We start from the raw sequence: 17,289 nt of genomic DNA on the forward strand, positions 1-17,289 counted from the left end.
TCTAGCCATCCCGGTAGTCTACATTGCCGGGATGGCCTTATCTGCCAAACATCGCATTGTTTTCTTTCGTTGCTTCTTCCCTCTTTTTGTCCAGGTAATGGGCCAGATCCACGAGGTGGACACCTCTGGCGCATTTTTGGCTGTCTTCGATCCGGACAATTGGAAGGTCAATCTCGCCGCAGTTGTGCTTGCGAAGGAATTTTTGCAGCGTCAGGTGTCCGAAGAAGTCTTTGCATACTTCCTGTACGGGTATGATTGTTTTTCCAGAATACTGAGCCAGCAAGAGAAACTGGGTGTTCATAGGATCGCCTTCCAGAGTACGAATTTCAACTTCAGTCATGCCGCGCAGGGCTGCTTCAATGAGGGATGCCTGCAGCTTTCTTCCATCGCATCTGCCCAGTCCATTGCTGCCATTTCGGGGCTCTTGGGTTTGATGGTGGAGGCGAGCGGCAAGGTTGGGCCTGATACGCATCTGCGAGAGAGTTGGTTGAGGGTGGTTGTCACCGCGGCTCGGCGGATCTCCTCCAGTTTGGCGGTTTCAACCATGCTGATCTGCCGCGGTCGCGGAATGAGTGCTCCAAGCGCTTTTGCAAGCTCACACAGGCCGCCTTGCGGTCTCTGGAGTGTGGTCTGGCCGCTATCGCAGTCCGTTTCCACATAGGCAAGGTTGGCAAGAATGACCTGAAGGCCGGAGGTCATCATCAGCGGGCGCAACGGACGCGGTGTGAAACGGGAGGTCAACAGATTGAACTGCGCCTGAGAGATAAAAACATCCGTAAGATTGGGCAGGGCTGCCACACGGCCCAAAACGATGCCCACTGAGCGCCAAGTCAGTCTTGATGAAGCTGGGTGTTGCAGATTGATGTAGCACCGCTCTGGCAATGGAATGAGGCATGTTGTGTCCGTCATTTCTAACCCCGCCCCATCTTGTTCAGCGTTTGCTGGCAGAGTTGCCAGCCGTCGCGGTAAAAATCCTGCAGGTTGCGGATCTGTGCAACGATCGCTGGTCCATCATCCGGCGTATCCTTCAAAACCAGCTTCAGGTCCTCGCGCTTCAGGGCGATCTCTCCAAAGCTTGGAGAGATCTGGTCGAGCAGTTTGTGGCCTTGTTGCTCTGCAGCGCTGACTGTTGTTGCTTGACCTGGTTGAAGCGGCGCAACGGGATCTTGAGTAATCAGCCTCAGATGAGAGCTCATGTAGATATCTCCTGAACCACCGTGAAAAGGATGGCGCGGGTGCATGTGTTGGTGGCAGCACCCGCGCCAGTCACCTGCCACATGAGGGGTTCTGCAGGACAGGTGACTATCAGTTTGAAAATGAATGCTGTGATCCATATTAGAGGCGCTTCATTACACCCAAATCAGATCAATTAAGTACGCCAATTGATGCGTATTATAATCCCTATGTCAATATCAAAATGGATTATAATACGCATTCATGGGTGTGAATCAGTATCTCGATCGTTCAGATGGAGCGGCGCGGTATGGAAAATTGTGCACATGATTTGTGGACAAGCACTACGCCCGGGGGCACATAACCAATAATCATTTAGCTGAGCGCAATCGTGCGTGGACTATCCGCCTAGATAGGAAGTTAGCCTTTCAGTGGAAGGGAATAGGTTAAGTGGGGCGCTCTTAAATGAAATCAATTCAGCCTGAATGCAGAAATCTCTCAAATTACTGATTATCAATTAAAATTCGCTGCTCTTCAATTTTTCGCCCTTTGACTTGTGTTCCCTGTAAATCGGTAGATAGCCTGTGCAATGAGAGATCCATTCATTGGATTAGTGGAATTAGCACTGGGGTTGTGAAGGCATTGGCTGGACTACAGGAAGACACCAAAAACAAGGACGCTAAGTTCGCTGAGAAAATCAGGACCTTGTCATCCATTGAGCTTGTGAAGGTAGCGATAGAAATTGAGCGCCTGAGGGAAAGATCAAGGGCTGACGGGCAGTCTTAAAGTGCTTACTTTTGGGAGAAGCCGTCAATCATGCGGAGAATGACCTTCTTGTCATCGTCGCTTAACTGATTGAAATCCTTGATAAGCTGAGAGTGATCCGGCCCATCGGAGCCATAAAACAAATCACCGACATTGCTGCCCAGCTCATGCGAAATTGCGGAGAAAACTTCGATGGTCGGCGTGAAGTTCTTCAGCATTTTATTGACGTAATCAGGACTTTTTCCAATGGCCAAGGAGAGGGCGCGTGCAGTTACGCCCTTCTTATCCATCTGATCTTTAAGGTTTTTACGCCAAGTTTCCATACGCGGATAATAATCCATGCATTTCGTTTCGTCTAGCGCACAATACTGCGTTGACTTGTTCGCAGTATACTCCATACTGACCTCGATTTCATTGGAGGTGATTTGGTATGCAGACGGAAAGATCCGAGATCAGCGAAGCGGACTTCAAACTTCCCACCAGAGCAGACATTATCAAGCTCATCGACACGGCTTGTAACGAGTTTGACATGACGCCTGCGCAGCTGGGTCAGCGCGCTGTCGGCAATCCTCATCTGCATTTGCGATTGCGCACCGGAGCCGATATCCGGCTTTCCTCACTCAGAGGCCTGGTGCTGTTCATCAAGTTTTGCCGTCAGGAGCGGGTTCATGAGATTGAGCTCTGATCCTTCCGGCAATACCTCGGGCGAACCGGCAGGCGGCGAGGGCGCTTTGCATCTGTCGCCGGCTATGGCTTTGCTGCCGTTCAGCATCGCGCTCCAGTTTTTCCAAATTCCATTTCTTTGCCTGCATCAGCTCAGCTCAGCTCCGCTGCTTTGGATCGGCAGTCTGCAAGACTGCCCCGGCGCTGTCAGCGAAACACTTGAGGATAGTTTTGCATGTCCCGCTCACAAACCAGTCGCACCCTGCCGGAATCTGACTATTCCCGCCTGTTTGCTTACTCCAAAGCTCTGGTGAAGCTGAATGGCGGTGTGGAAGCTGCCAGCATGGTCACCCGCGTCGCTCCGTGCCAGCTTTCCCGCTATGGCAACCAGCAGAGCCATGACGCCATGCCGGTGGACGTGATTGCTGATCTGGAACACGAGGCCGCTGATCCCGTGCTCACCCGCATCCTGGCACGCATGAGCGGTCACACGCTGGTCAAACTCCCAAGGGAAGCAGCAGAGCCGGATTGGGTCGGCAACATGGGCCAGCTCTCAAAGGAATTCTCGGACGTTCTCTCCCGCGTCGCTGAATGCCTGAAAGACGATGGCAAAGTCACAGCCGATGAAGTGAAACGCCACCACCTGCGCAGAGAAATTGCCGAGCTGATCAGCGTGGCTGTCAAGCTGGATAAAACCTGCGAAGCCATTGAGAGGGAGCCGGCCAGATGATCCAGTCCCCCAAAATCCGGCGCAGAATTGTGCAGCACCACCTCAACAACATGAGCCACCGCGCCATCGCTGGCATCTATGGCTGTTCAGAGGGTGACGTGGAGAACGTGATCAAGACAGAAACAGCCGAACGGATCATCCTGTCTGGTGTGCCTGTGTCGGGCGGTGTGGCGCTCTATCCGGTGCAGAGCAGGGATGCTGACCTCACCCCGCAAATCCGTCTGTTCAAGGCGTTGCCGGAGGACGTCCGGACCTTTGCATCCGGTGTGGCTAAAACCTGCAAGGTGCCCGTGGGCCGCCTGTTCACCTCAAACAGCAAACGAAAGCAGGATGTCTTCTGCCGTGGCTGTTTCTATTACGGCCTCAGCTGCCAGTTCCACTGGAACTATGAGCGCATCGCACACGCCTCCGGCGTCAGCGTCCACGTCGTCTGCCGAGCGGTCAACCGCTACTGCACTCAGGTAGGCGCACCACGTCCAAGCGAGCTGCTGAATGCACGGAGGGCAGTGGCGTGAATGCAGCTGATGCAGTGGCACCAAGAGCCTTATCCGGCTTCCGTATGTTTGCCTCTGAGAAGACTGCCCGCATAAACGCGTTTGCGTTTTGTGTGCTGGGTAGCTGGTTTGTAATGAGGCCAGAACACAAACCCCAACAGCATCATCACACAGCCCGCAATCAGTTGCGGAACCGGATCACTGTTTTCATCGCTCAGGAGCATCAAAACAGAGACAATCAGTTGCAGCGCTGCATTAACCCAAAAGGTGATGGACACACACACACGGCCACAAAGGCCCAGCAAGCCAATCACAGCAAACGTATTTTGGGACTTGATATAGGGGCGAGGCTGATCGGCTTTGTCTTTCATGAAGAACAGGTCCGTTACATTGAAGTATCAATTGAATTCAGAAAAAGAGACATGCGCTCACTCACGAGAAAGCGCATGTCCAGAGGAGTATTTGGAAGGGCGAATAGCGCGCAAAACGCGCCATTACCGCGAGGGCAAGTTTGCAATAAAGCAGCCCTCAGAGTCTACACCTTAGCGGGTGAAAAGAATTCATGCGCAATGCATGTATTGCGAATGATGTTTGATCACTTCGGAGCGACTGACGAGACGTTTTACAACCAAGCGATGCAGAGTGGCAGACTGGTTGACTTTGACAACTGGTTTAGCCGCCTCAAGCAGATTTTCGTGTCTCAGGGACCAATGGTTCGTCCCGGTCTCCTAAAGGAGGCGGGCCGATGCTAGGGCGCACGAATGACATTGATCAACATATAGGTGGCAATACTGCCGATTATCAGACCATACAGAGTTACAGGTTCGGTCACCCAGCTATCAATGAAACCGAAATAGTCCAGGAGGCCAAGTGGAACGCCAAAGATTATGTAGAGGGTGACCAAGCCAACATTTATCAGAACAACCAGGCTAAGCAGATTGATGATGTTGAGTTTCTTAGGCCAAAGCCAAGCACCAAGGCCGATCGCAGTCAAGCAGCCGACGATCATAGCCAACTGAAGTGCAGAGAGCGGGCCAGAGAGCTTCGGATAAAGTGCCCAGAGAACCCGTCCACCAATGATGAAGGAGATAACGGCGACGTACTTCTTTATAAGGGCAGTTTTGCTCAGAACTTGAGGCAGTTCGATGGTGGTTTGGTCGCTTTGGGGCACGCTGGTTTTAGCCATCAATTTGCTCAAAAAATCCTAGTGTTTTCAATGGCGCAACTGTCGCTCAGTTTGCTGATGCGTGTCCAGTCTGTCGCTAGTGAAAAGAATTCAGTCGTTGCCCTGCCTCACCCAACTTATGAAGGCGGTGAGGAGGGGTATGGCGATCATGAGGATGTAAACCGCCAGAACCATTTGGGTGATGGTCTGCTGATTGAGCGCCCCGGTTTGTATCTGTACTGTGTGGCGCTAGGGCGCACGAATGATATTGAACAGCCAATAGGTCACAATACTACTGATTGTCAGACCAAAAATTGGTTTGAGTTCGGCTACCCACGCCTCAAGGACTTCGAAATAGTGCAGGAAGGCGATTGCAACGCCAATCCCGAAGAAGAGTGCAACTACGCCAACGTTTATCAGGACAATCCGACAGAGCAGCATGATAATGTCGGTCTTCCTTGGTCTGAGCCACACACCAAAGCTAATTATAATCAGACTGCCGACAACCATAGCCACCTGAAGTATGGGTCGCGTGTCATAGAGATGGCGGCTAACGAACCAGATGCCCTGTGCTCCTGCGACGAACGCGATGTCAGCAGCATACTTCTTTATAAGCTCAGCTTTACTCAGGGGCTGGCGTGGATCATCGGTAGCAGCTCTCGTTTGCGTAGCGCTGGTAGTAATCATCAATTTGCTCAAAAATTCCTAGTGATTTCAATGGCGCAACTGTCGCTCAGTTTGCTGATGCGTGTCCAGTCTGTCGCCAGTGAAAAGAATTCAGTGGTTGCTCTGCCTCACCCAGCTTATGAAGGCGGTGAGGAGGGTTATGGGGATCATGAGGATGTAGACGGCCAGAACCATTTGAGTGATGGTCAGCTGGTTGAGGGCCTCAATCTTGAAATCCGCCAGGCTAACGCGGATGAAGGCGATGGCGGCGAACATCTGCACCTGAAAGAACAGGGTAACCAACAGGGCTTTGAGCGGGCTGAAAACGGGCTCTATCCGTGTTGCCAGCCAGTAAACGAGAACCGCCCCAACAACCCAGAGAAACCCAGCCGGAAACCAGTCCCGCAGCACGCTGCCCTGATAAATCAGATAGACGCCCAGGCTCCACAAATTGCCCGCAAAAACAAACCCGAACCCACGCAGTTGTCCTGGCAGGTAGGAGCGGAAAGGTTTCGGTGGAGCAGGGGGCAGGGTGGTCATTTAGGCATCCTCCCGTTCGAGTTCTTCCAGCTTAGTTTCAACATCAGCTTTAGGTTTGGGATGATCGGCGCATTCTGCGATTGGAGAACGAATAGTCTCACCGTTTTTGTTTACGATGCAAACTCTATTCCATTGTTCATCGCTGAAGAGGTCTTTCCATTTGTCCTCAACCTTGGTGCCCAGGGTAGTCGCACCTGTAAGTGTTGCATTACAAAGTTCAGCGTTACACAGATCAGCATTTGTAAAATCTGCATACCAAAGGTTTGCGTTTTTGAGTTTAGCTCTGTTCAGTCGCGCTCCGCTGAAGTTGCAGTAATCCAAGCTAGCAGCCTCAAGGTTTGCATTCGAAAGATCAGCATTACTGAAGTCAGAGGAGGCCGGCATCAACCGCTTAAACGGCCAAGTCGAAAAGAAAAACATTTTGATTCTGTTGTTGATTTTTCGTCTGGTCTGAAGTTTCAAATTCAAGAGCAGCCAGCCGTAACCGATCTCGAGTGGTATTGCGATACCGGGGTGGACCTGGTCTGTCTTCTCAAGAATAACTACCAAAGCGAACGGGAGAGAGTGTACTATGGCAATTGCAAGAGCTGTTCTTGCCGGAGGATAAGTGTTTGCCTCTCTGAGATCGGCGTTCTTGAAATCGGCTTCTATAAAACTAGCACCTACGAACTGTGTATTGCTCAGGTTCGTATTGATGAACTTTGTTCTGGTGTAGTCACAATAACTCAAATCGCTATCGTGCAAATCTGCGTTGATAAATTCGCTATCTTTACACTCAAGGCCGATCAACTTGCTGTTGGGAAACTGGCAGCCACTCAGGCTGATAGCATTCAGTTGCGGTTTGTTTTCCAGAGCATGGTGTTGCATAACTTGGCTTCGAATTTCGCCGAGGCTAGTCAGTGCAGTACCTATATCAGTTTTTCGCTTGCGATCAGATTGATCAAGGTTTGCTTTTTTGTTTCTGCTCTTAGCTTTATTCGTCGAAAGATCATTCAGTTCTGCCGAGCGGTGCTGGATGAAATCGCAAAGGAGATTTTGCGAACTCAGAAAGTAGTTTTGGGGAGCCTGGCTCACCAGCTCTGCAAGAGATCTTGCACCTGCCTGGCGCATAAACATTTGATCTTCTCCGAGCATGCTAGCAGCTTTTTGATAACGCTCGTTATTCAGACCTCTTTCTGTCAGATCTGCTTGTCGGGTGCTGGTTTTGGTTCGCTTGTAAGCAAGCCACAAAGCTATGACCGAAACGATGATCACTGCAACATTGCGAAGAACCACAAGTTTACTGGCCTTTGCTTTATCAAACTCACCAGTTCCTGCGAGCTCTGCAAAAAACGCTATTACCCATTCGAAGATAACGTCCAACATTGCGATCATCGGCCCAAGCAGGGAAGAGCCAATGTAAATGGCAACAAAGAGCACTATCGCTCGAGTGCGCAAACTCCGAAAATCTTTTTTTGTTCTGAAGAGCCAGCGCAGTTTTTCCATTTAAGTATTCCCAATACAAATATATGCAACCTATCCGCGATTCCATCTGCGTTGACAACAGGTACAAATCAGGTCATGATTCCGCTCAGCTGGTGGTTTACCAGTGAGTGCGTCACACAAAGGCGTGCGGGGATTGGCGTCCCTTCCTATTCTACAGGCGCACGTACCGCGCCACGTTTCTCCGTGAGCGTGGTTTTTTATGGTCGGGTGAATGGGAGAGTCTGCGGACTCGCCGTATCCTGTAGGACGGTAACGCCAATCCTGTTCGCTCGACCACCAAAGATTGGCGTCTGCGGTAGTCGGGTTCAACCGATCTACAGGAGATTTGCCATGGTAGTGCTGGCAGATAACGCGACACGTGCGTGTCGTGAACTACGGAATTCCCTTGAAAATATCGATTTAGCTGTGGCCCAGTTCGGCGCGCTTCTGCACGCCATGTCTGCGCTCGGCAACAACCTGCCTCCCCATCAGTGCGAGGCGGTGCAGTCCATCGTGACCCTGCAGACCCTTCTTTTCACCCACCACAAAGAGATTTTCACCCACACCCAATCCGCGTGGCACTCCACCCGCGTGCTTTTGCCAGTCAAAGGAGTTTCGGAATGCAGCATCTGATCAAAATTGAGAATGGTAAGCCTGTTACGGACACACTGGTGATTGCGGAGGTGTTTGGGCGTCGGCATGACGAAGTGCTCAGAAGCGTGCGGGGATTGATTAATGAGGGGACAATAGGACTCCGGGAATTTGCGTCGTCCTCCTACCTCAACGCCCAGAACAAAGAGCAGCCGATGTATCAGCTGTCAGAAAAGGCAGCGTTGATTGCAATGCCATTCATTGGTGGCCGCAAATCAAAGGAAGGTCAACGTAAACTCGTTGAAGCGTTTCTGGAGTATCGGGATCGGCTTGTTTCTAGCAATTATGACAGGGCTCCGCAGGTCATCTCCATTGAAATGGAAATGGCCGTTGCAGAAGCCGCAGGACGGGCGCTCGCCATGTCTGACAGCTCCAAGCTGAAGATGATTGAAACCGTGGCCAACAACCACGGCTGCGCAACCAACATGTTGCCTGACTATGTCAATGAGAGAGCCTGTCTGGCGCTCACAACTCTGCTTAAGGAAATCGGAGAAAACCGCTCAGCCCGCGCCGTTAACAAGGTGCTGTTGGACCTCGGCATTTTGGAGGAGCGCACCCGCACCTCCACCAGTGGCAAGGAAAAGCGCTTCAAACTGCTGACAGAAAAAGGCCTGTCCTTCGGCAAAAACCAAGTCAGCGCCAACAACCCGCGCGAAACCCAACCTCTCTACTACTTCTCCACCTTCAATGGCCTGATGCAGCTGATCGAATCTGCCGAACGGGGAGCAGCAGCATGACCAAAGATAACATCGCTCTGCTCATTGAGAGCGACAAACTTCTGATGGTTCAGGAGGCCCGACTGATCTTCGGAGAGGAGGCTGCCAAAGCCCTCTGGTTCAAACTCGATTTGCCACGCGTTGCCGGAATGACATCCCACCCATCTGCACAATCCAAAGGAGCGAAATGATGACCGATCTGATCAACATGGATTTTGAAGACAATCTGGTTCGTATCGTGAAGCTGGAGGGAGAGCCGTGGTTTGTTGGCAAGGATGTTTGCCGTTCATTGGACATCGGAAAGCATCATCAGGCTCTGGATGCTTTGGATGAAGAGGAAAGGGGTACCTATACTGTAGGCACCCCCTCTGGAGATCAGCAAATGATCGTCATCTCAGAACCTGGTCTCTATCGCTTGATCTTCCGTTCGCGCAAACCAGAGGCAGAGCGTTTCAAGCGCTGGCTTGCTCATGACGTTCTGCCGAGCATCCGCAAAACTGGAGCGTATACCCCAAAAGGCGAGAGGCTGGTTGATCGCGCTGATCTTGGAAGCCTGACCGAGGTTGCCAATAAATCCAGACTGGTAGAGATCGCAGCAAAAATCTCCGGCCCACGCGCAGCCTGCGAGCTTTGGGAGAAGCTGGACCTGCCCATGGTCTCATCCTTCACCCCACGCAAAGTCGAAATTCCAACTGGCATTGTCGCATCATCAGCAGAGCAACTGCGCACCTTCATCGAGGAGGGATGCCAACTGGATCCAGACTACACCATCACCGCCCGAGCCATGTTCCTGGCCTACAAAGACTGGGCCCACACAGAAGGCCACCCCATCATCACCGAGACCGCCTTCGGCCGCGCCATGCTCCACCTCACACAAGACTACAACTTCCTGAAAATCAAAGCCCGCGTGGTGACTTACCGTGGCTTGCGGGTGAAGGAGGAGGGGTGATGGGAAAAGCTCAAACAAAAATCATCTCAGTATACATGCGTATAGATAGTAATTTTGCATTATTTGCGAAGTTAGGATCGAGATTTAATTATATCTTCCAATTGTGTCTTTTGACTTTTAAGAAGCCCAAGATAAGCAGAGAGAACCTCTTCGAAAGAGTGTCCTCCTCCTTTATCAAGCTTACTCTGCAAAATATCCTCACAGTTTTCTATGTTTCGAATGAAAAAATCTCTATTTCTCAGTGTCTTATCTTGACCTATATAATAGTTTTTTGGAGATCCATTATGCTCCAACTTATATGCAAAGAGCAAAGCACCAACAATACTCATAGCAATAGAGTGCGGCTTTACTACTTCGTCCGTCAAGCTATCAAACACGTCAAACTGAGTGTCTTTGCAGTTTTCAATTTCATCAAAAATCATAACAAAGTTCCAGATGGCGTACTCCAATCGAGTTTCGTACTCCTCATCATCGACTTTATTGCTGCTAGTTTTGAGGCTGTAAAATGTTTGTGGCGCTATTGCTTTTACGCTTTCAATCGTATGGATGTGTTTTGTCAACTTAGCAAGTTGATACCTAATGTCTCTTTTGGATTGGGCCAGATAGGCCTTTTCAGCCAATTTAGACTGATTGCGCAATACAATTATAGTCACGACAGCAGCAACCGCTGCTGCCCAACCACTAGTCGCGCCGACCCACGCGCGAAGCCAGTGTTCTTGCTCAGCTTGGATAGCAACGGCCCCTACAGGTACACCTCCTGCCCAGTAAGAAACGACAGAGGCAGTGTAAAAGGCTGCAACAAGAGACGAGGCGATGCCAAGTGCGGCGAACGCAAGGAAATGCTTCCAGTTGAATTTGGGCATGGGGAGGTTCTCATAGACCCAAACACACTGATTAGTCATAACGATAATCATGTTCAGGCGCACGCAGAAGTTGCGAGGTGTGTGGCATGATCACAAGAAGCATAAATTTAGTTTTCCGAGAACAGCTTACCAAGTGCAGAGTTCTTTCTTGGTTCCAGTCGCGCTATCATTTCGCGAACTGTTGTTTCATAAGTCAGTGCTGCATAGTTGAACTGTTCAACATACTCATCGCGCAGTTTGTCTTCCTGAACCCAAGCGTCGTACTCAAAGGCAAGAAAACGGTCACACTGTCCGTAAAGCTCATCAAATTTTTTGAGTACATCGGGATTAAAATATTTTCGTGCAGCAGGACGATGCTCATCCATTTTCCGCAACAGTTGTGTGCACTTGTCGCTGATTACTTTTTGATGTTTGGCATGGTCGGCATACTCAAATGCAAAAATCTTATGGGGATTTCGCGTTATCTCATGATTGAGGACTCCGATCATCCTCGAAAGCCTGATGCATTGCACAGCGATATCTTCTTGCTTGTAAAGAAAGTCAAGGAAATCAGCTGCAAGCGAGAACTTCAAAAGGGCGTTATCTTCTTGGGCTATCGAGATTTGTCGCAAAACAAAAATCAGCGTCAGGATGCCCAAAAGAATACTCAGATTGAGTGTAGAAACAGCTTTTTCCCAAAACGCCCATTCGTGGATTGGTATGTGAGTTATCGTTGCCAGAAAGATGGCCGCAACAGTAGTACCTGCAGCGACGGCCACAAGTTGGTTCCAGTTTCGGTTGTTCATGCACACAACTCCAATACGCCTCTAGGACATAACCGAGTCTCTCGTACTATGCACGCATCAGTTGAGAGGTGCGCAGCATGACCCTCAAGATAGATCTCCGTAAATCCCCCAGAACAACGGTCGCAGGTCATTCTGAGCATCCTTGCATGGCTGAGGGCTGTCCAAACTGGGGCTCTCGTGGTTACACCGTGGATGATGCAGGCAAGCGTCAGCAGCTGTGGTTTTGTCCCGAGCATGCCAAACAGTATGAGGAAGATGTTGAGGCCGCCAAGCGCACGCCGCCGCCGCCACGACCGCCCAAGCAAGGGAGGTTGGTGTGATGCGGTATTCCACTCTCGACTTATTGCGGTTGAAACAATCTGCTGACCTGTATGGTCGCATTTGCCGCCACACCACATTGCGCAAATCTGGCCGGCTGTATTCCGGCAAATGTCCGTTTCCCGACCATGACGATCGCAATGCCAGCTTTGTGTTTGATCCTGTTAGCAACAGTTTTCGCTGTTACTCCACCGCCTGTGGCCGCTCCGGGTCCATCATCGACTGGATGATGGAATTTGAGGGCTTTTCGAGTTTTGCTGATGCGGTTGAGGCATTGGGTGGGGCACAGATTGCCCGTGATCAGTGCTGGCAGGACAAACAGCAAAAGCTGGTGCAGGACAACAAGGTGCTTGCGGCTGCGCGCACGGCCTCCACACAGGAAAAAGCGCGTCAGGCGGCCTACAAGATCTTTTCAGCGGGGACAGAGCTTTCCGGCAGTGTTGCGGAAACCTATCTGCGCGAGGCGCGGGGGCTGGGTGACATCCCGTTGCCCGGCGCGGTGCTGCGGTTTGCTGCGGATCTGCCGTATTGGGCAGAGACTGCAAAGGGTCGTTTCGAGATCATCCATCATGGGCCTGCGCTGCTGGCGGCCTTTCAAAACAAGCAGGGTCGGTTTGCAGCGGTGCACCAGACCTGGCTGAACGCGGATGGCAGCGGCAAAATCAAACTAAGCCTTGAGGATGGGCTGCGGTTGCCGGCCAAAAAAATCCGCGGACCGTATATGGGCGCCAGTTTGCGGCTTGGCCCGCCTGCGCCTGTGATGGGCGTGGGTGAGGGCATTGAGACCTGCTTGTCCTGTGCGCCCTTTGGCCTTTCGTGCTGGTGTGCGGGCTCGCTTGGTAATCTGGTGGGCTCTGGCAAACCCGACGGGATCTGCGAGCCGCATCCGGTGCGTACCGGCCACCTGTTGCCATCACGGCAACCGGACATGGCCAGCGCCCGGGCGTTTCTGCCATTTGAGGCGCGGTCCATGATTGTTTTGGCCGACAGTGACACCAAAGACCTTGAGGCACTGAAAGCTCAGCTGGAACGGGCTGTGCGGCGCCTGCGCTTTGAGGAGCGGTCAGCGCAGATCTTATGGCCACCACTGGGGATGGACATGAATGACTGGATACTGGCGAACGGGAGGGATGCGGCATGAGCACCATGAGCCAGGCGATTGAGGGCGCGATGCAGCCAAGTGACGATCCCCTCATCACCCCACTTTCAACCGAGTTTGCGGAAAAACTCTCGCGCTGCGCGCTTTATGACCAGAATGATACGGGCAATGCCAAGCGGCTGCGGGAGCATTTTGGTGAGGAGTTTTTGCATGTGCGGGAGGTGGGATTTTACACCTTCAAAGGCACCCATTGGGATTTGACCGGCGGTGAGGAAGTGATGACCCGCTATGCGCAGCGCACGGCGGAGCTGATTAAAGAAGAGCTCGACTACCTTGGCTATGAGCCCTGGGAGGAGCTGGTGCTGGAAAAAGCCAAGGCGGTGCCGCGTCTGGCAGAAGAAGCGGCGCTGACCAAAGAGCAGGAAGCCCTGCTGAAGGATGCGGAGGACGTGAAAAAGGCCCGCTCCGGCAGGCGGACTGCGCGCAAGAAGTTTGCGGTTTCCAGCGGCAATTCCAACAAGATCAAAGGCATGATTGTACAGGCCCTGCCGCATGTGACCTATGCGCCAGAGGAAATGGACGAAGACGATCTTGTGTTCAACACGCGCACGGCCACGCTGCAGCTGCACCCTGAACCTGATGGAGAAGGCGGGCAGGTGATGGTGCCGGATTCCGTGGCCCACGACAGAGCTATGCGGCTTTCCAAATGCGCACCGGTGAACTTTGACCCCAAAGCGGAATGCCAGCAATGGCAGGCGTTTCTGGATTTCTTCCAGCCCGATGTGGGCGTGCAGCGCTTTTTGCAGGTGTATGCCGGCTATTGCCTGACCGGGCTGACGGCAGAGCAAAAGCTGCTGTTCTTCTATGGTGATGGGGCCAATGGCAAATCCACCTTCGTGGAGGCGATCTGCGGGCTGATGGGCGATTATGCCGGACAGCTGAACCCGGAAAGTGTGACGGGCACAGGCCAGCGGCGTGGTGACCAGGCAACGCCGGATCTGGCAACGTTGGTGGGCAAACGGCTGGTGCGCGTTTCCGAACTGCCCAAGGGCGAAGCGGTGAAGGAGGAGCTGATCAAGGCGCTGACGGGTGGTGAGCCCATGCAGGTGCGCCGGCTGCATCAGGGCTTCTTTGATATGACGCCGATCTTCAAGGCGATCATGAGTGGTAACGACAAGCCCTTCATCAAAGGCAATGACTATGGCATCTGGCGGCGCTTGCTGATCGTGCCGTGGTCTGTGCGCATCAGCGAAGAGCAGAAGCGGCCCATGGCCGAGGTGCTGGCCGAGTTCGAGGCCGAGCGATCGGGCATTCTCAACTGGATGCTGAAGGGGCTGCAGATCTACATGGAGGAAGGGCTGGACGTGCCGCCAGCCGTGGAAGGCCTGACGCAGGATTACAAGACCGAACTGGACCCGATACAGCAATTTGTGGATGCCTGTCTGGAGTTTGCCGAGCCGCCGGGAGAGGACCCGAACGAGCCCTCCATCACTGGCCGCGCCATGTATGACACCTATAAGAAGTGGTCTGAAATCTCCGGCCTAAAGCCTTTTACGGAAACAGCTTTAGGGCGCGAGCTGCCGAAGAAGCCGGGCATGCGAAAGGTGATGACCCGCATCCGCAAGTACGCCAATGTGCGCTTCAATCTGCCAGCCGAGATGCGTTCTGAAACGATGAGTTGGGAGCCTATGGGATGAGTGTAACTGAGCCCGCGAGGGTGCGAGGGTATGCGCGAGGGTTGAGCCGTGTGCCTCGCGCCGGATTTCGTAAAGCCGTGAATGGGTTAGAGGATAGCCGCGAGGGCGCGAGGGTATATCGCGCGCCTGCGCATATATAGGGGAATGGGGAATAGCTTTTAAGGAAAAGACTTCTCATATGCGTAACTAGTCAACTAACCCTTGAACCCTCGCGGAGGGTTATAAAAACAATTGATATTAAAAGATAAAATGGCCGCGAGGGTCTGATTTTAACACTCGCGGTACCCTCGGAACACTCGCAGGAGATCAATTATGGTTCAAACGCTGCGCGCATCACCGGAATACATTGGTCGGCTCAAACAAGAGCAGGCACAGCAGAACGAAGTCCGCAGGATTGATCTGGTCAGCTTGCTGGACTGGACCTACGGCGAGCAGAAAGCTCATCTGGATATCGTAAGCGATGATGAGCCCCGGCACTTCGACGTCCGCTGTGCGTTGAACTCACTTGAGCAGCTGCTGCATCTGCGCACCTTCGTGGATGGTGGTGGACGCTCATGTGTGGAGCTGCATCCGGATGCCGAGGCCGTGCATAGTGCGGTGAAGGAGTTTGCAGCTCAGTCCGATGATTGCGCCTATGCCGCTGGCCTGCTGATCTACTACGGCGCAAACCGGACACAGCCAGAAAAGCCAGCTCTGAGTGGCAGCAAGCTACAGGAAAAGCGCGATAGGACCGGGCGCACAGTGATGAGCTACTGGCGGGCTGATGGTGAGGAGCTTTTTGCTCGTCCGGGTACAAAACTGCCAAAGCCTCACGACTATGACGGGCCGGGCTGCCGCGTCGGGCAGGCCTGTGAGCTGCAGGTGGTATCCGTTGAGAGTGATTTGGAAGAGTTTTTGCTGGAAACCTACACCTACTGGTGCGCAGCGCTCGAAATCATAAGCGGTGCGCTACCGATGTTGAAAACTCACAAACTCATGAAGTTTCAAGCACCTGAGTTCGATCGGAAGGCTGTGAGATTGCTCGAAATGAGCTCAGTGGCTTGAAATGACCCGCGTCGTTTGACAGCCTGACAGCGGAAAGAAAACCGCCTTGAGGGACAACCTGCAGGGCGGTTTTTTATTGAGAAGCTCCACGTCTCCTGTTTCCTGAGGCCTCAACATGTTCACAGTTAGCTTCGACAAACGAGACCTTGAGGATCTCATGCGTGGGCTTGGCAACTTGCCTGGTGAGATCAAAGGAAAGGCCATTGCTCGCGCCCTCAAACATACGACAGCAATTGCCAAAACTCGGGTAATTCGAAAGTCCGCAACATCCACAGGAATGCGGCAAAAGGATATTCGCAGTGTAACCATTGCGATGAACACAGGAGCAGATACTGCCAGTGTTATCATGCGCTCTGGTTGGATACCGCTCTACCAGCTGGGGAGCGTCCGCCAGACACGGGATGGTGTATCTGTTCGCAACTGGGGAACACACCAAGGCACCTTCCTTGCCACGATGGCCTCTGGTCACGCCGGAGTGTTCAAACGATCAAGCGCAGCTCGCCTTCCAGTCCGCGAACTTTGGGGGCCAAACCCTGCTGCTGATGTTCAAAATCATGAAGAAGAATTTATGGACGTGCTCGAAAGCGTCGCTGACGAAAAGCTACGTCCTCGTCTGGAACACGAAATCGACCGGCTGCTCCGCTCGCTTTGAGGGCGCGGCGGCGGCTGAGAAAAAAAGGGACCGTACAAAACATCCTTTCCCCGCGGGGGGCGCAGCTCCCGGGGTTTCGTCAGTTTTACAGATTGAAAAATTGAGTTGTCAGGGTTGTTAGAGTTGCCAGCAACCGGTTGCCAAGGTTGCCAGAAGTGGAGGTTTTCAGATGCACGAAGATGCACCACTGGTGATGGCAACATTTGTGCAGGTTGCCGATCGGGATGGGGTCTCCAAATCAGCTGTTTCAAAAAACGTGCGCAACTACGCAGACAATCATAACTTGCCAGTTGAGCGGGATGGGCGCGGGCGGATCACATGCTTTTCGCTTGCCCACTATGATCACATCCGCTCCCGATTTTCTAATCCGCTGAAAACGACCACCAAGCTCCCCGCTGTTCCAACGGCACCAACAAGCCAGCCCTCGACAGAGGGGAGTATGCCGGCAGCACCCGGTGCCGATCCGCAAAGCTTGAACGAAGGTAAGCGTCAGGAAACATGGCTTAAGGTGCTTCGGCTCCGGCTTGCAATGCAGGAAGAGCTTGGAGCACTGGTGCGCCGCGATCTTATGGAAGATGCGCTCGCCAAAATGGGAGGCGAGATTAAGTCCGTTGTTTCGCGGCTTCCCAATCGAGCGGATGACCTGGCAGCGCGTGTCACCAAGGATGGTGTCCATGGCCTGCGTCTGGCGCTGAAGGATGCTGCCTTTGAAGTTGCAGAGGAGATTGCCGAAGCAATGGAAGCTGCTTTTCAGGAAGCACCACAGTTTGATGACCTACCAGAGGGTGTGGTCGGGGCTGAAGCCAGTGCAGAAGAACTCATGCTTGCAGGGGAGCAACAGGAGGAACTCTAACG

General features: G+C 52.6%; 24 protein-coding genes. 13 read left to right on the top strand and 11 right to left on the bottom strand.

Annotation, left to right across the window (positions count from 1 at the left end; genetic code table 11):
* Positions 1 to 37: 37 nt before the first annotated feature.
* From PsW64_RS11515 to PsW64_RS11530, 4 genes are all read right to left on the bottom strand, one after another.
* The gene (locus PsW64_RS11515) at positions 38 to 340 is read right to left on the bottom strand and encodes a pyocin activator PrtN family protein (protein ID WP_244277265.1); all 303 of its coding nucleotides are present in this window, start codon (positions 338 to 340) and stop codon (positions 38 to 40) included.
* The gene (locus PsW64_RS11520) at positions 337 to 909 is read right to left on the bottom strand and encodes a hypothetical protein (RefSeq protein WP_063303683.1); all 573 of its coding nucleotides are present in this window, start codon (positions 907 to 909) and stop codon (positions 337 to 339) included. The genes PsW64_RS11515 and PsW64_RS11520 overlap by 4 nt, the downstream gene beginning before the upstream one ends.
* A gap of 2 nt (positions 910 to 911) precedes the next feature.
* Positions 912 to 1,196 carry a hypothetical protein gene (locus PsW64_RS11525; protein ID WP_063303684.1) on the bottom strand — a complete coding sequence of 95 codons (285 nt, stop codon included), beginning with the start codon at positions 1,194 to 1,196 and terminating at the stop codon, positions 912 to 914.
* A 768-nt stretch (positions 1,197 to 1,964) separates the two neighbouring features.
* Positions 1,965 to 2,279, bottom strand: a complete 315-nt coding sequence (locus PsW64_RS11530) for a helix-turn-helix domain-containing protein (protein ID WP_063303685.1) — start codon at positions 2,277 to 2,279, stop codon at positions 1,965 to 1,967.
* 89 nt (positions 2,280 to 2,368) lie between these two features.
* Here PsW64_RS11530 and PsW64_RS11535 point away from each other — a divergent pair, with 89 nt between their 5' ends.
* The 3 genes from PsW64_RS11535 to PsW64_RS11545 all read left to right on the top strand — a co-directional run bounded on the left by PsW64_RS11535 (position 2,369) and on the right by PsW64_RS11545 (position 3,846).
* Positions 2,369 to 2,623 (top strand): hypothetical protein, encoded by a 255-nt coding sequence (locus PsW64_RS11535; protein WP_063303686.1) that lies wholly within the window; start codon positions 2,369 to 2,371, stop codon positions 2,621 to 2,623.
* A gap of 213 nt (positions 2,624 to 2,836) precedes the next feature.
* On the top strand, positions 2,837 to 3,331 hold the full coding sequence (locus tag PsW64_RS11540) for a phage regulatory CII family protein (RefSeq protein ID WP_063288237.1): 495 nt from the start codon (positions 2,837 to 2,839) through the stop codon (positions 3,329 to 3,331).
* Entirely contained in the window at positions 3,328 to 3,846 is a 519-nt protein-coding gene (locus tag PsW64_RS11545; RefSeq protein WP_063303687.1) for a hypothetical protein, read from the top strand. The genes PsW64_RS11540 and PsW64_RS11545 overlap by 4 nt, the downstream gene beginning before the upstream one ends.
* A gap of 29 nt (positions 3,847 to 3,875) precedes the next feature.
* Here the strand turns inward: PsW64_RS11545 and PsW64_RS11550 are convergent, their stop codons facing one another.
* The 5 genes from PsW64_RS11550 to PsW64_RS11575 form a co-directional block, all read right to left on the bottom strand.
* A complete protein-coding gene (locus PsW64_RS11550) occupies positions 3,876 to 4,196 on the bottom strand; it encodes a hypothetical protein (protein WP_063303688.1) in 321 nt (106 codons plus the stop codon).
* A 377-nt stretch (positions 4,197 to 4,573) separates the two neighbouring features.
* Positions 4,574 to 5,011, bottom strand: coding sequence for a hypothetical protein (locus PsW64_RS11560; protein WP_063303690.1), 438 nt, complete (start codon positions 5,009 to 5,011; stop codon positions 4,574 to 4,576).
* 228 nt (positions 5,012 to 5,239) lie between these two features.
* Positions 5,240 to 5,677 (bottom strand): hypothetical protein, encoded by a 438-nt coding sequence (locus tag PsW64_RS11565; RefSeq protein WP_063303691.1) that lies wholly within the window; start codon positions 5,675 to 5,677, stop codon positions 5,240 to 5,242.
* A gap of 90 nt (positions 5,678 to 5,767) precedes the next feature.
* Positions 5,768 to 6,196: a hypothetical protein gene (locus tag PsW64_RS11570; RefSeq protein ID WP_063303692.1), complete on the bottom strand. Its 429-nt coding sequence runs from the start codon at positions 6,194 to 6,196 to the stop codon at positions 5,768 to 5,770.
* The gene (locus PsW64_RS11575) at positions 6,197 to 7,681 is read right to left on the bottom strand and encodes a pentapeptide repeat-containing protein (RefSeq protein ID WP_063303693.1); all 1,485 of its coding nucleotides are present in this window, start codon (positions 7,679 to 7,681) and stop codon (positions 6,197 to 6,199) included.
* A 330-nt stretch (positions 7,682 to 8,011) separates the two neighbouring features.
* On the opposite strand from PsW64_RS11575, the gene PsW64_RS11580 reads away from it, so the two are divergent.
* The 4 genes from PsW64_RS11580 to PsW64_RS11590 are packed head-to-tail and all read left to right on the top strand — an operon-like array spanning position 8,012 to position 9,976.
* Positions 8,012 to 8,293 (top strand): hypothetical protein, encoded by a 282-nt coding sequence (locus PsW64_RS11580; RefSeq protein WP_063303694.1) that lies wholly within the window; start codon positions 8,012 to 8,014, stop codon positions 8,291 to 8,293.
* On the top strand, positions 8,281 to 9,048 hold the full coding sequence (locus PsW64_RS11585; RefSeq protein ID WP_063303695.1) for a Rha family transcriptional regulator: 768 nt from the start codon (positions 8,281 to 8,283) through the stop codon (positions 9,046 to 9,048). Before PsW64_RS11580 ends, PsW64_RS11585 begins: the two co-directional genes overlap by 13 nt.
* Positions 9,045 to 9,218, top strand: a complete 174-nt coding sequence (locus PsW64_RS27595; protein WP_193757788.1) for a hypothetical protein — start codon at positions 9,045 to 9,047, stop codon at positions 9,216 to 9,218. Before PsW64_RS11585 ends, PsW64_RS27595 begins: the two co-directional genes overlap by 4 nt.
* On the top strand, positions 9,218 to 9,976 hold the full coding sequence (locus tag PsW64_RS11590; RefSeq protein WP_063303696.1) for a BRO-N domain-containing protein: 759 nt from the start codon (positions 9,218 to 9,220) through the stop codon (positions 9,974 to 9,976). The genes PsW64_RS27595 and PsW64_RS11590 overlap by 1 nt, the downstream gene beginning before the upstream one ends.
* Before the next feature lie 71 nt (positions 9,977 to 10,047).
* Here PsW64_RS11590 and PsW64_RS11595 read toward each other — a convergent pair whose 3' ends face one another.
* Together PsW64_RS11595 and PsW64_RS11600 are read right to left on the bottom strand one after the other, a co-directional pair.
* Positions 10,048 to 10,839 carry a hypothetical protein gene (locus PsW64_RS11595; protein WP_063303697.1) on the bottom strand — a complete coding sequence of 264 codons (792 nt, stop codon included), beginning with the start codon at positions 10,837 to 10,839 and terminating at the stop codon, positions 10,048 to 10,050.
* A gap of 107 nt (positions 10,840 to 10,946) precedes the next feature.
* Positions 10,947 to 11,624, bottom strand: coding sequence for a hypothetical protein (locus tag PsW64_RS11600; RefSeq protein ID WP_063303698.1), 678 nt, complete (start codon positions 11,622 to 11,624; stop codon positions 10,947 to 10,949).
* A gap of 77 nt (positions 11,625 to 11,701) precedes the next feature.
* Here PsW64_RS11600 and PsW64_RS27365 point away from each other — a divergent pair, with 77 nt between their 5' ends.
* The 6 genes from PsW64_RS27365 (at position 11,702) to PsW64_RS11625 (ending at position 17,287) form a co-directional block, all read left to right on the top strand.
* Positions 11,702 to 11,944 carry a hypothetical protein gene (locus PsW64_RS27365; protein ID WP_153042363.1) on the top strand — a complete coding sequence of 81 codons (243 nt, stop codon included), beginning with the start codon at positions 11,702 to 11,704 and terminating at the stop codon, positions 11,942 to 11,944.
* Positions 11,944 to 13,083 (top strand): DUF7146 domain-containing protein, encoded by a 1,140-nt coding sequence (locus PsW64_RS11605; RefSeq protein WP_063303699.1) that lies wholly within the window; start codon positions 11,944 to 11,946, stop codon positions 13,081 to 13,083. The genes PsW64_RS27365 and PsW64_RS11605 overlap by 1 nt, the downstream gene beginning before the upstream one ends.
* The gene (locus PsW64_RS11610) at positions 13,080 to 14,738 is read left to right on the top strand and encodes a DNA primase family protein (protein ID WP_063303700.1); all 1,659 of its coding nucleotides are present in this window, start codon (positions 13,080 to 13,082) and stop codon (positions 14,736 to 14,738) included. The genes PsW64_RS11605 and PsW64_RS11610 overlap by 4 nt, the downstream gene beginning before the upstream one ends.
* Positions 14,739 to 15,050: 312 nt before the next feature.
* Positions 15,051 to 15,782 carry a hypothetical protein gene (locus tag PsW64_RS11615; RefSeq protein WP_063303701.1) on the top strand — a complete coding sequence of 244 codons (732 nt, stop codon included), beginning with the start codon at positions 15,051 to 15,053 and terminating at the stop codon, positions 15,780 to 15,782.
* A 115-nt stretch (positions 15,783 to 15,897) separates the two neighbouring features.
* Complete coding sequence (locus PsW64_RS11620; RefSeq protein WP_063303702.1) at positions 15,898 to 16,434, top strand: phage tail protein; 537 nt, start codon at positions 15,898 to 15,900, stop codon at positions 16,432 to 16,434.
* 169 nt (positions 16,435 to 16,603) lie between these two features.
* Positions 16,604 to 17,287, top strand: a complete 684-nt coding sequence (locus PsW64_RS11625; RefSeq protein ID WP_063303703.1) for a hypothetical protein — start codon at positions 16,604 to 16,606, stop codon at positions 17,285 to 17,287.
* Positions 17,288 to 17,289 lie beyond the last annotated feature (2 nt).

The sequence above is a fragment of the Pseudovibrio sp. W64 genome (assembly GCF_001623145.1).
In the GTDB taxonomy this organism is placed as follows: Bacteria; Pseudomonadota; Alphaproteobacteria; order Rhizobiales; family Stappiaceae; genus Pseudovibrio.

What these genes read in the sequence shown, in the direction of transcription:
- PsW64_RS11515 (WP_244277265.1), bottom strand. Translation starts at nt 340, where the DNA reads ATGACTGAAGTTGAAATTCGTACTCTGGAAGGCGATCCTATGAACACC.
- PsW64_RS11520 (WP_063303683.1), bottom strand. Translation starts at nt 909, where the DNA reads ATGACGGACACAACATGCCTCATTCCATTGCCAGAGCGGTGCTACATC.
- PsW64_RS11525 (WP_063303684.1), bottom strand. Translation starts at nt 1,196, where the DNA reads ATGAGCTCTCATCTGAGGCTGATTACTCAAGATCCCGTTGCGCCGCTT.
- PsW64_RS11530 (WP_063303685.1), bottom strand. Translation starts at nt 2,279, where the DNA reads ATGGATTATTATCCGCGTATGGAAACTTGGCGTAAAAACCTTAAAGAT.
- PsW64_RS11535 (WP_063303686.1), top strand. Translation starts at nt 2,369, where the DNA reads ATGCAGACGGAAAGATCCGAGATCAGCGAAGCGGACTTCAAACTTCCC.
- PsW64_RS11540 (WP_063288237.1), top strand. Translation starts at nt 2,837, where the DNA reads ATGTCCCGCTCACAAACCAGTCGCACCCTGCCGGAATCTGACTATTCC.
- PsW64_RS11545 (WP_063303687.1), top strand. Translation starts at nt 3,328, where the DNA reads ATGATCCAGTCCCCCAAAATCCGGCGCAGAATTGTGCAGCACCACCTC.
- PsW64_RS11550 (WP_063303688.1), bottom strand. Translation starts at nt 4,196, where the DNA reads ATGAAAGACAAAGCCGATCAGCCTCGCCCCTATATCAAGTCCCAAAAT.
- PsW64_RS11560 (WP_063303690.1), bottom strand. Translation starts at nt 5,011, where the DNA reads ATGGCTAAAACCAGCGTGCCCCAAAGCGACCAAACCACCATCGAACTG.
- PsW64_RS11565 (WP_063303691.1), bottom strand. Translation starts at nt 5,677, where the DNA reads ATGATTACTACCAGCGCTACGCAAACGAGAGCTGCTACCGATGATCCA.
- PsW64_RS11570 (WP_063303692.1), bottom strand. Translation starts at nt 6,196, where the DNA reads ATGACCACCCTGCCCCCTGCTCCACCGAAACCTTTCCGCTCCTACCTG.
- PsW64_RS11575 (WP_063303693.1), bottom strand. Translation starts at nt 7,681, where the DNA reads ATGGAAAAACTGCGCTGGCTCTTCAGAACAAAAAAAGATTTTCGGAGT.
- PsW64_RS11580 (WP_063303694.1), top strand. Translation starts at nt 8,012, where the DNA reads ATGGTAGTGCTGGCAGATAACGCGACACGTGCGTGTCGTGAACTACGG.
- PsW64_RS11585 (WP_063303695.1), top strand. Translation starts at nt 8,281, where the DNA reads ATGCAGCATCTGATCAAAATTGAGAATGGTAAGCCTGTTACGGACACA.
- PsW64_RS27595 (WP_193757788.1), top strand. Translation starts at nt 9,045, where the DNA reads ATGACCAAAGATAACATCGCTCTGCTCATTGAGAGCGACAAACTTCTG.
- PsW64_RS11590 (WP_063303696.1), top strand. Translation starts at nt 9,218, where the DNA reads ATGACCGATCTGATCAACATGGATTTTGAAGACAATCTGGTTCGTATC.
- PsW64_RS11595 (WP_063303697.1), bottom strand. Translation starts at nt 10,839, where the DNA reads ATGCCCAAATTCAACTGGAAGCATTTCCTTGCGTTCGCCGCACTTGGC.
- PsW64_RS11600 (WP_063303698.1), bottom strand. Translation starts at nt 11,624, where the DNA reads ATGAACAACCGAAACTGGAACCAACTTGTGGCCGTCGCTGCAGGTACT.
- PsW64_RS27365 (WP_153042363.1), top strand. Translation starts at nt 11,702, where the DNA reads ATGACCCTCAAGATAGATCTCCGTAAATCCCCCAGAACAACGGTCGCA.
- PsW64_RS11605 (WP_063303699.1), top strand. Translation starts at nt 11,944, where the DNA reads ATGCGGTATTCCACTCTCGACTTATTGCGGTTGAAACAATCTGCTGAC.
- PsW64_RS11610 (WP_063303700.1), top strand. Translation starts at nt 13,080, where the DNA reads ATGAGCACCATGAGCCAGGCGATTGAGGGCGCGATGCAGCCAAGTGAC.
- PsW64_RS11615 (WP_063303701.1), top strand. Translation starts at nt 15,051, where the DNA reads ATGGTTCAAACGCTGCGCGCATCACCGGAATACATTGGTCGGCTCAAA.
- PsW64_RS11620 (WP_063303702.1), top strand. Translation starts at nt 15,898, where the DNA reads ATGTTCACAGTTAGCTTCGACAAACGAGACCTTGAGGATCTCATGCGT.
- PsW64_RS11625 (WP_063303703.1), top strand. Translation starts at nt 16,604, where the DNA reads ATGCACGAAGATGCACCACTGGTGATGGCAACATTTGTGCAGGTTGCC.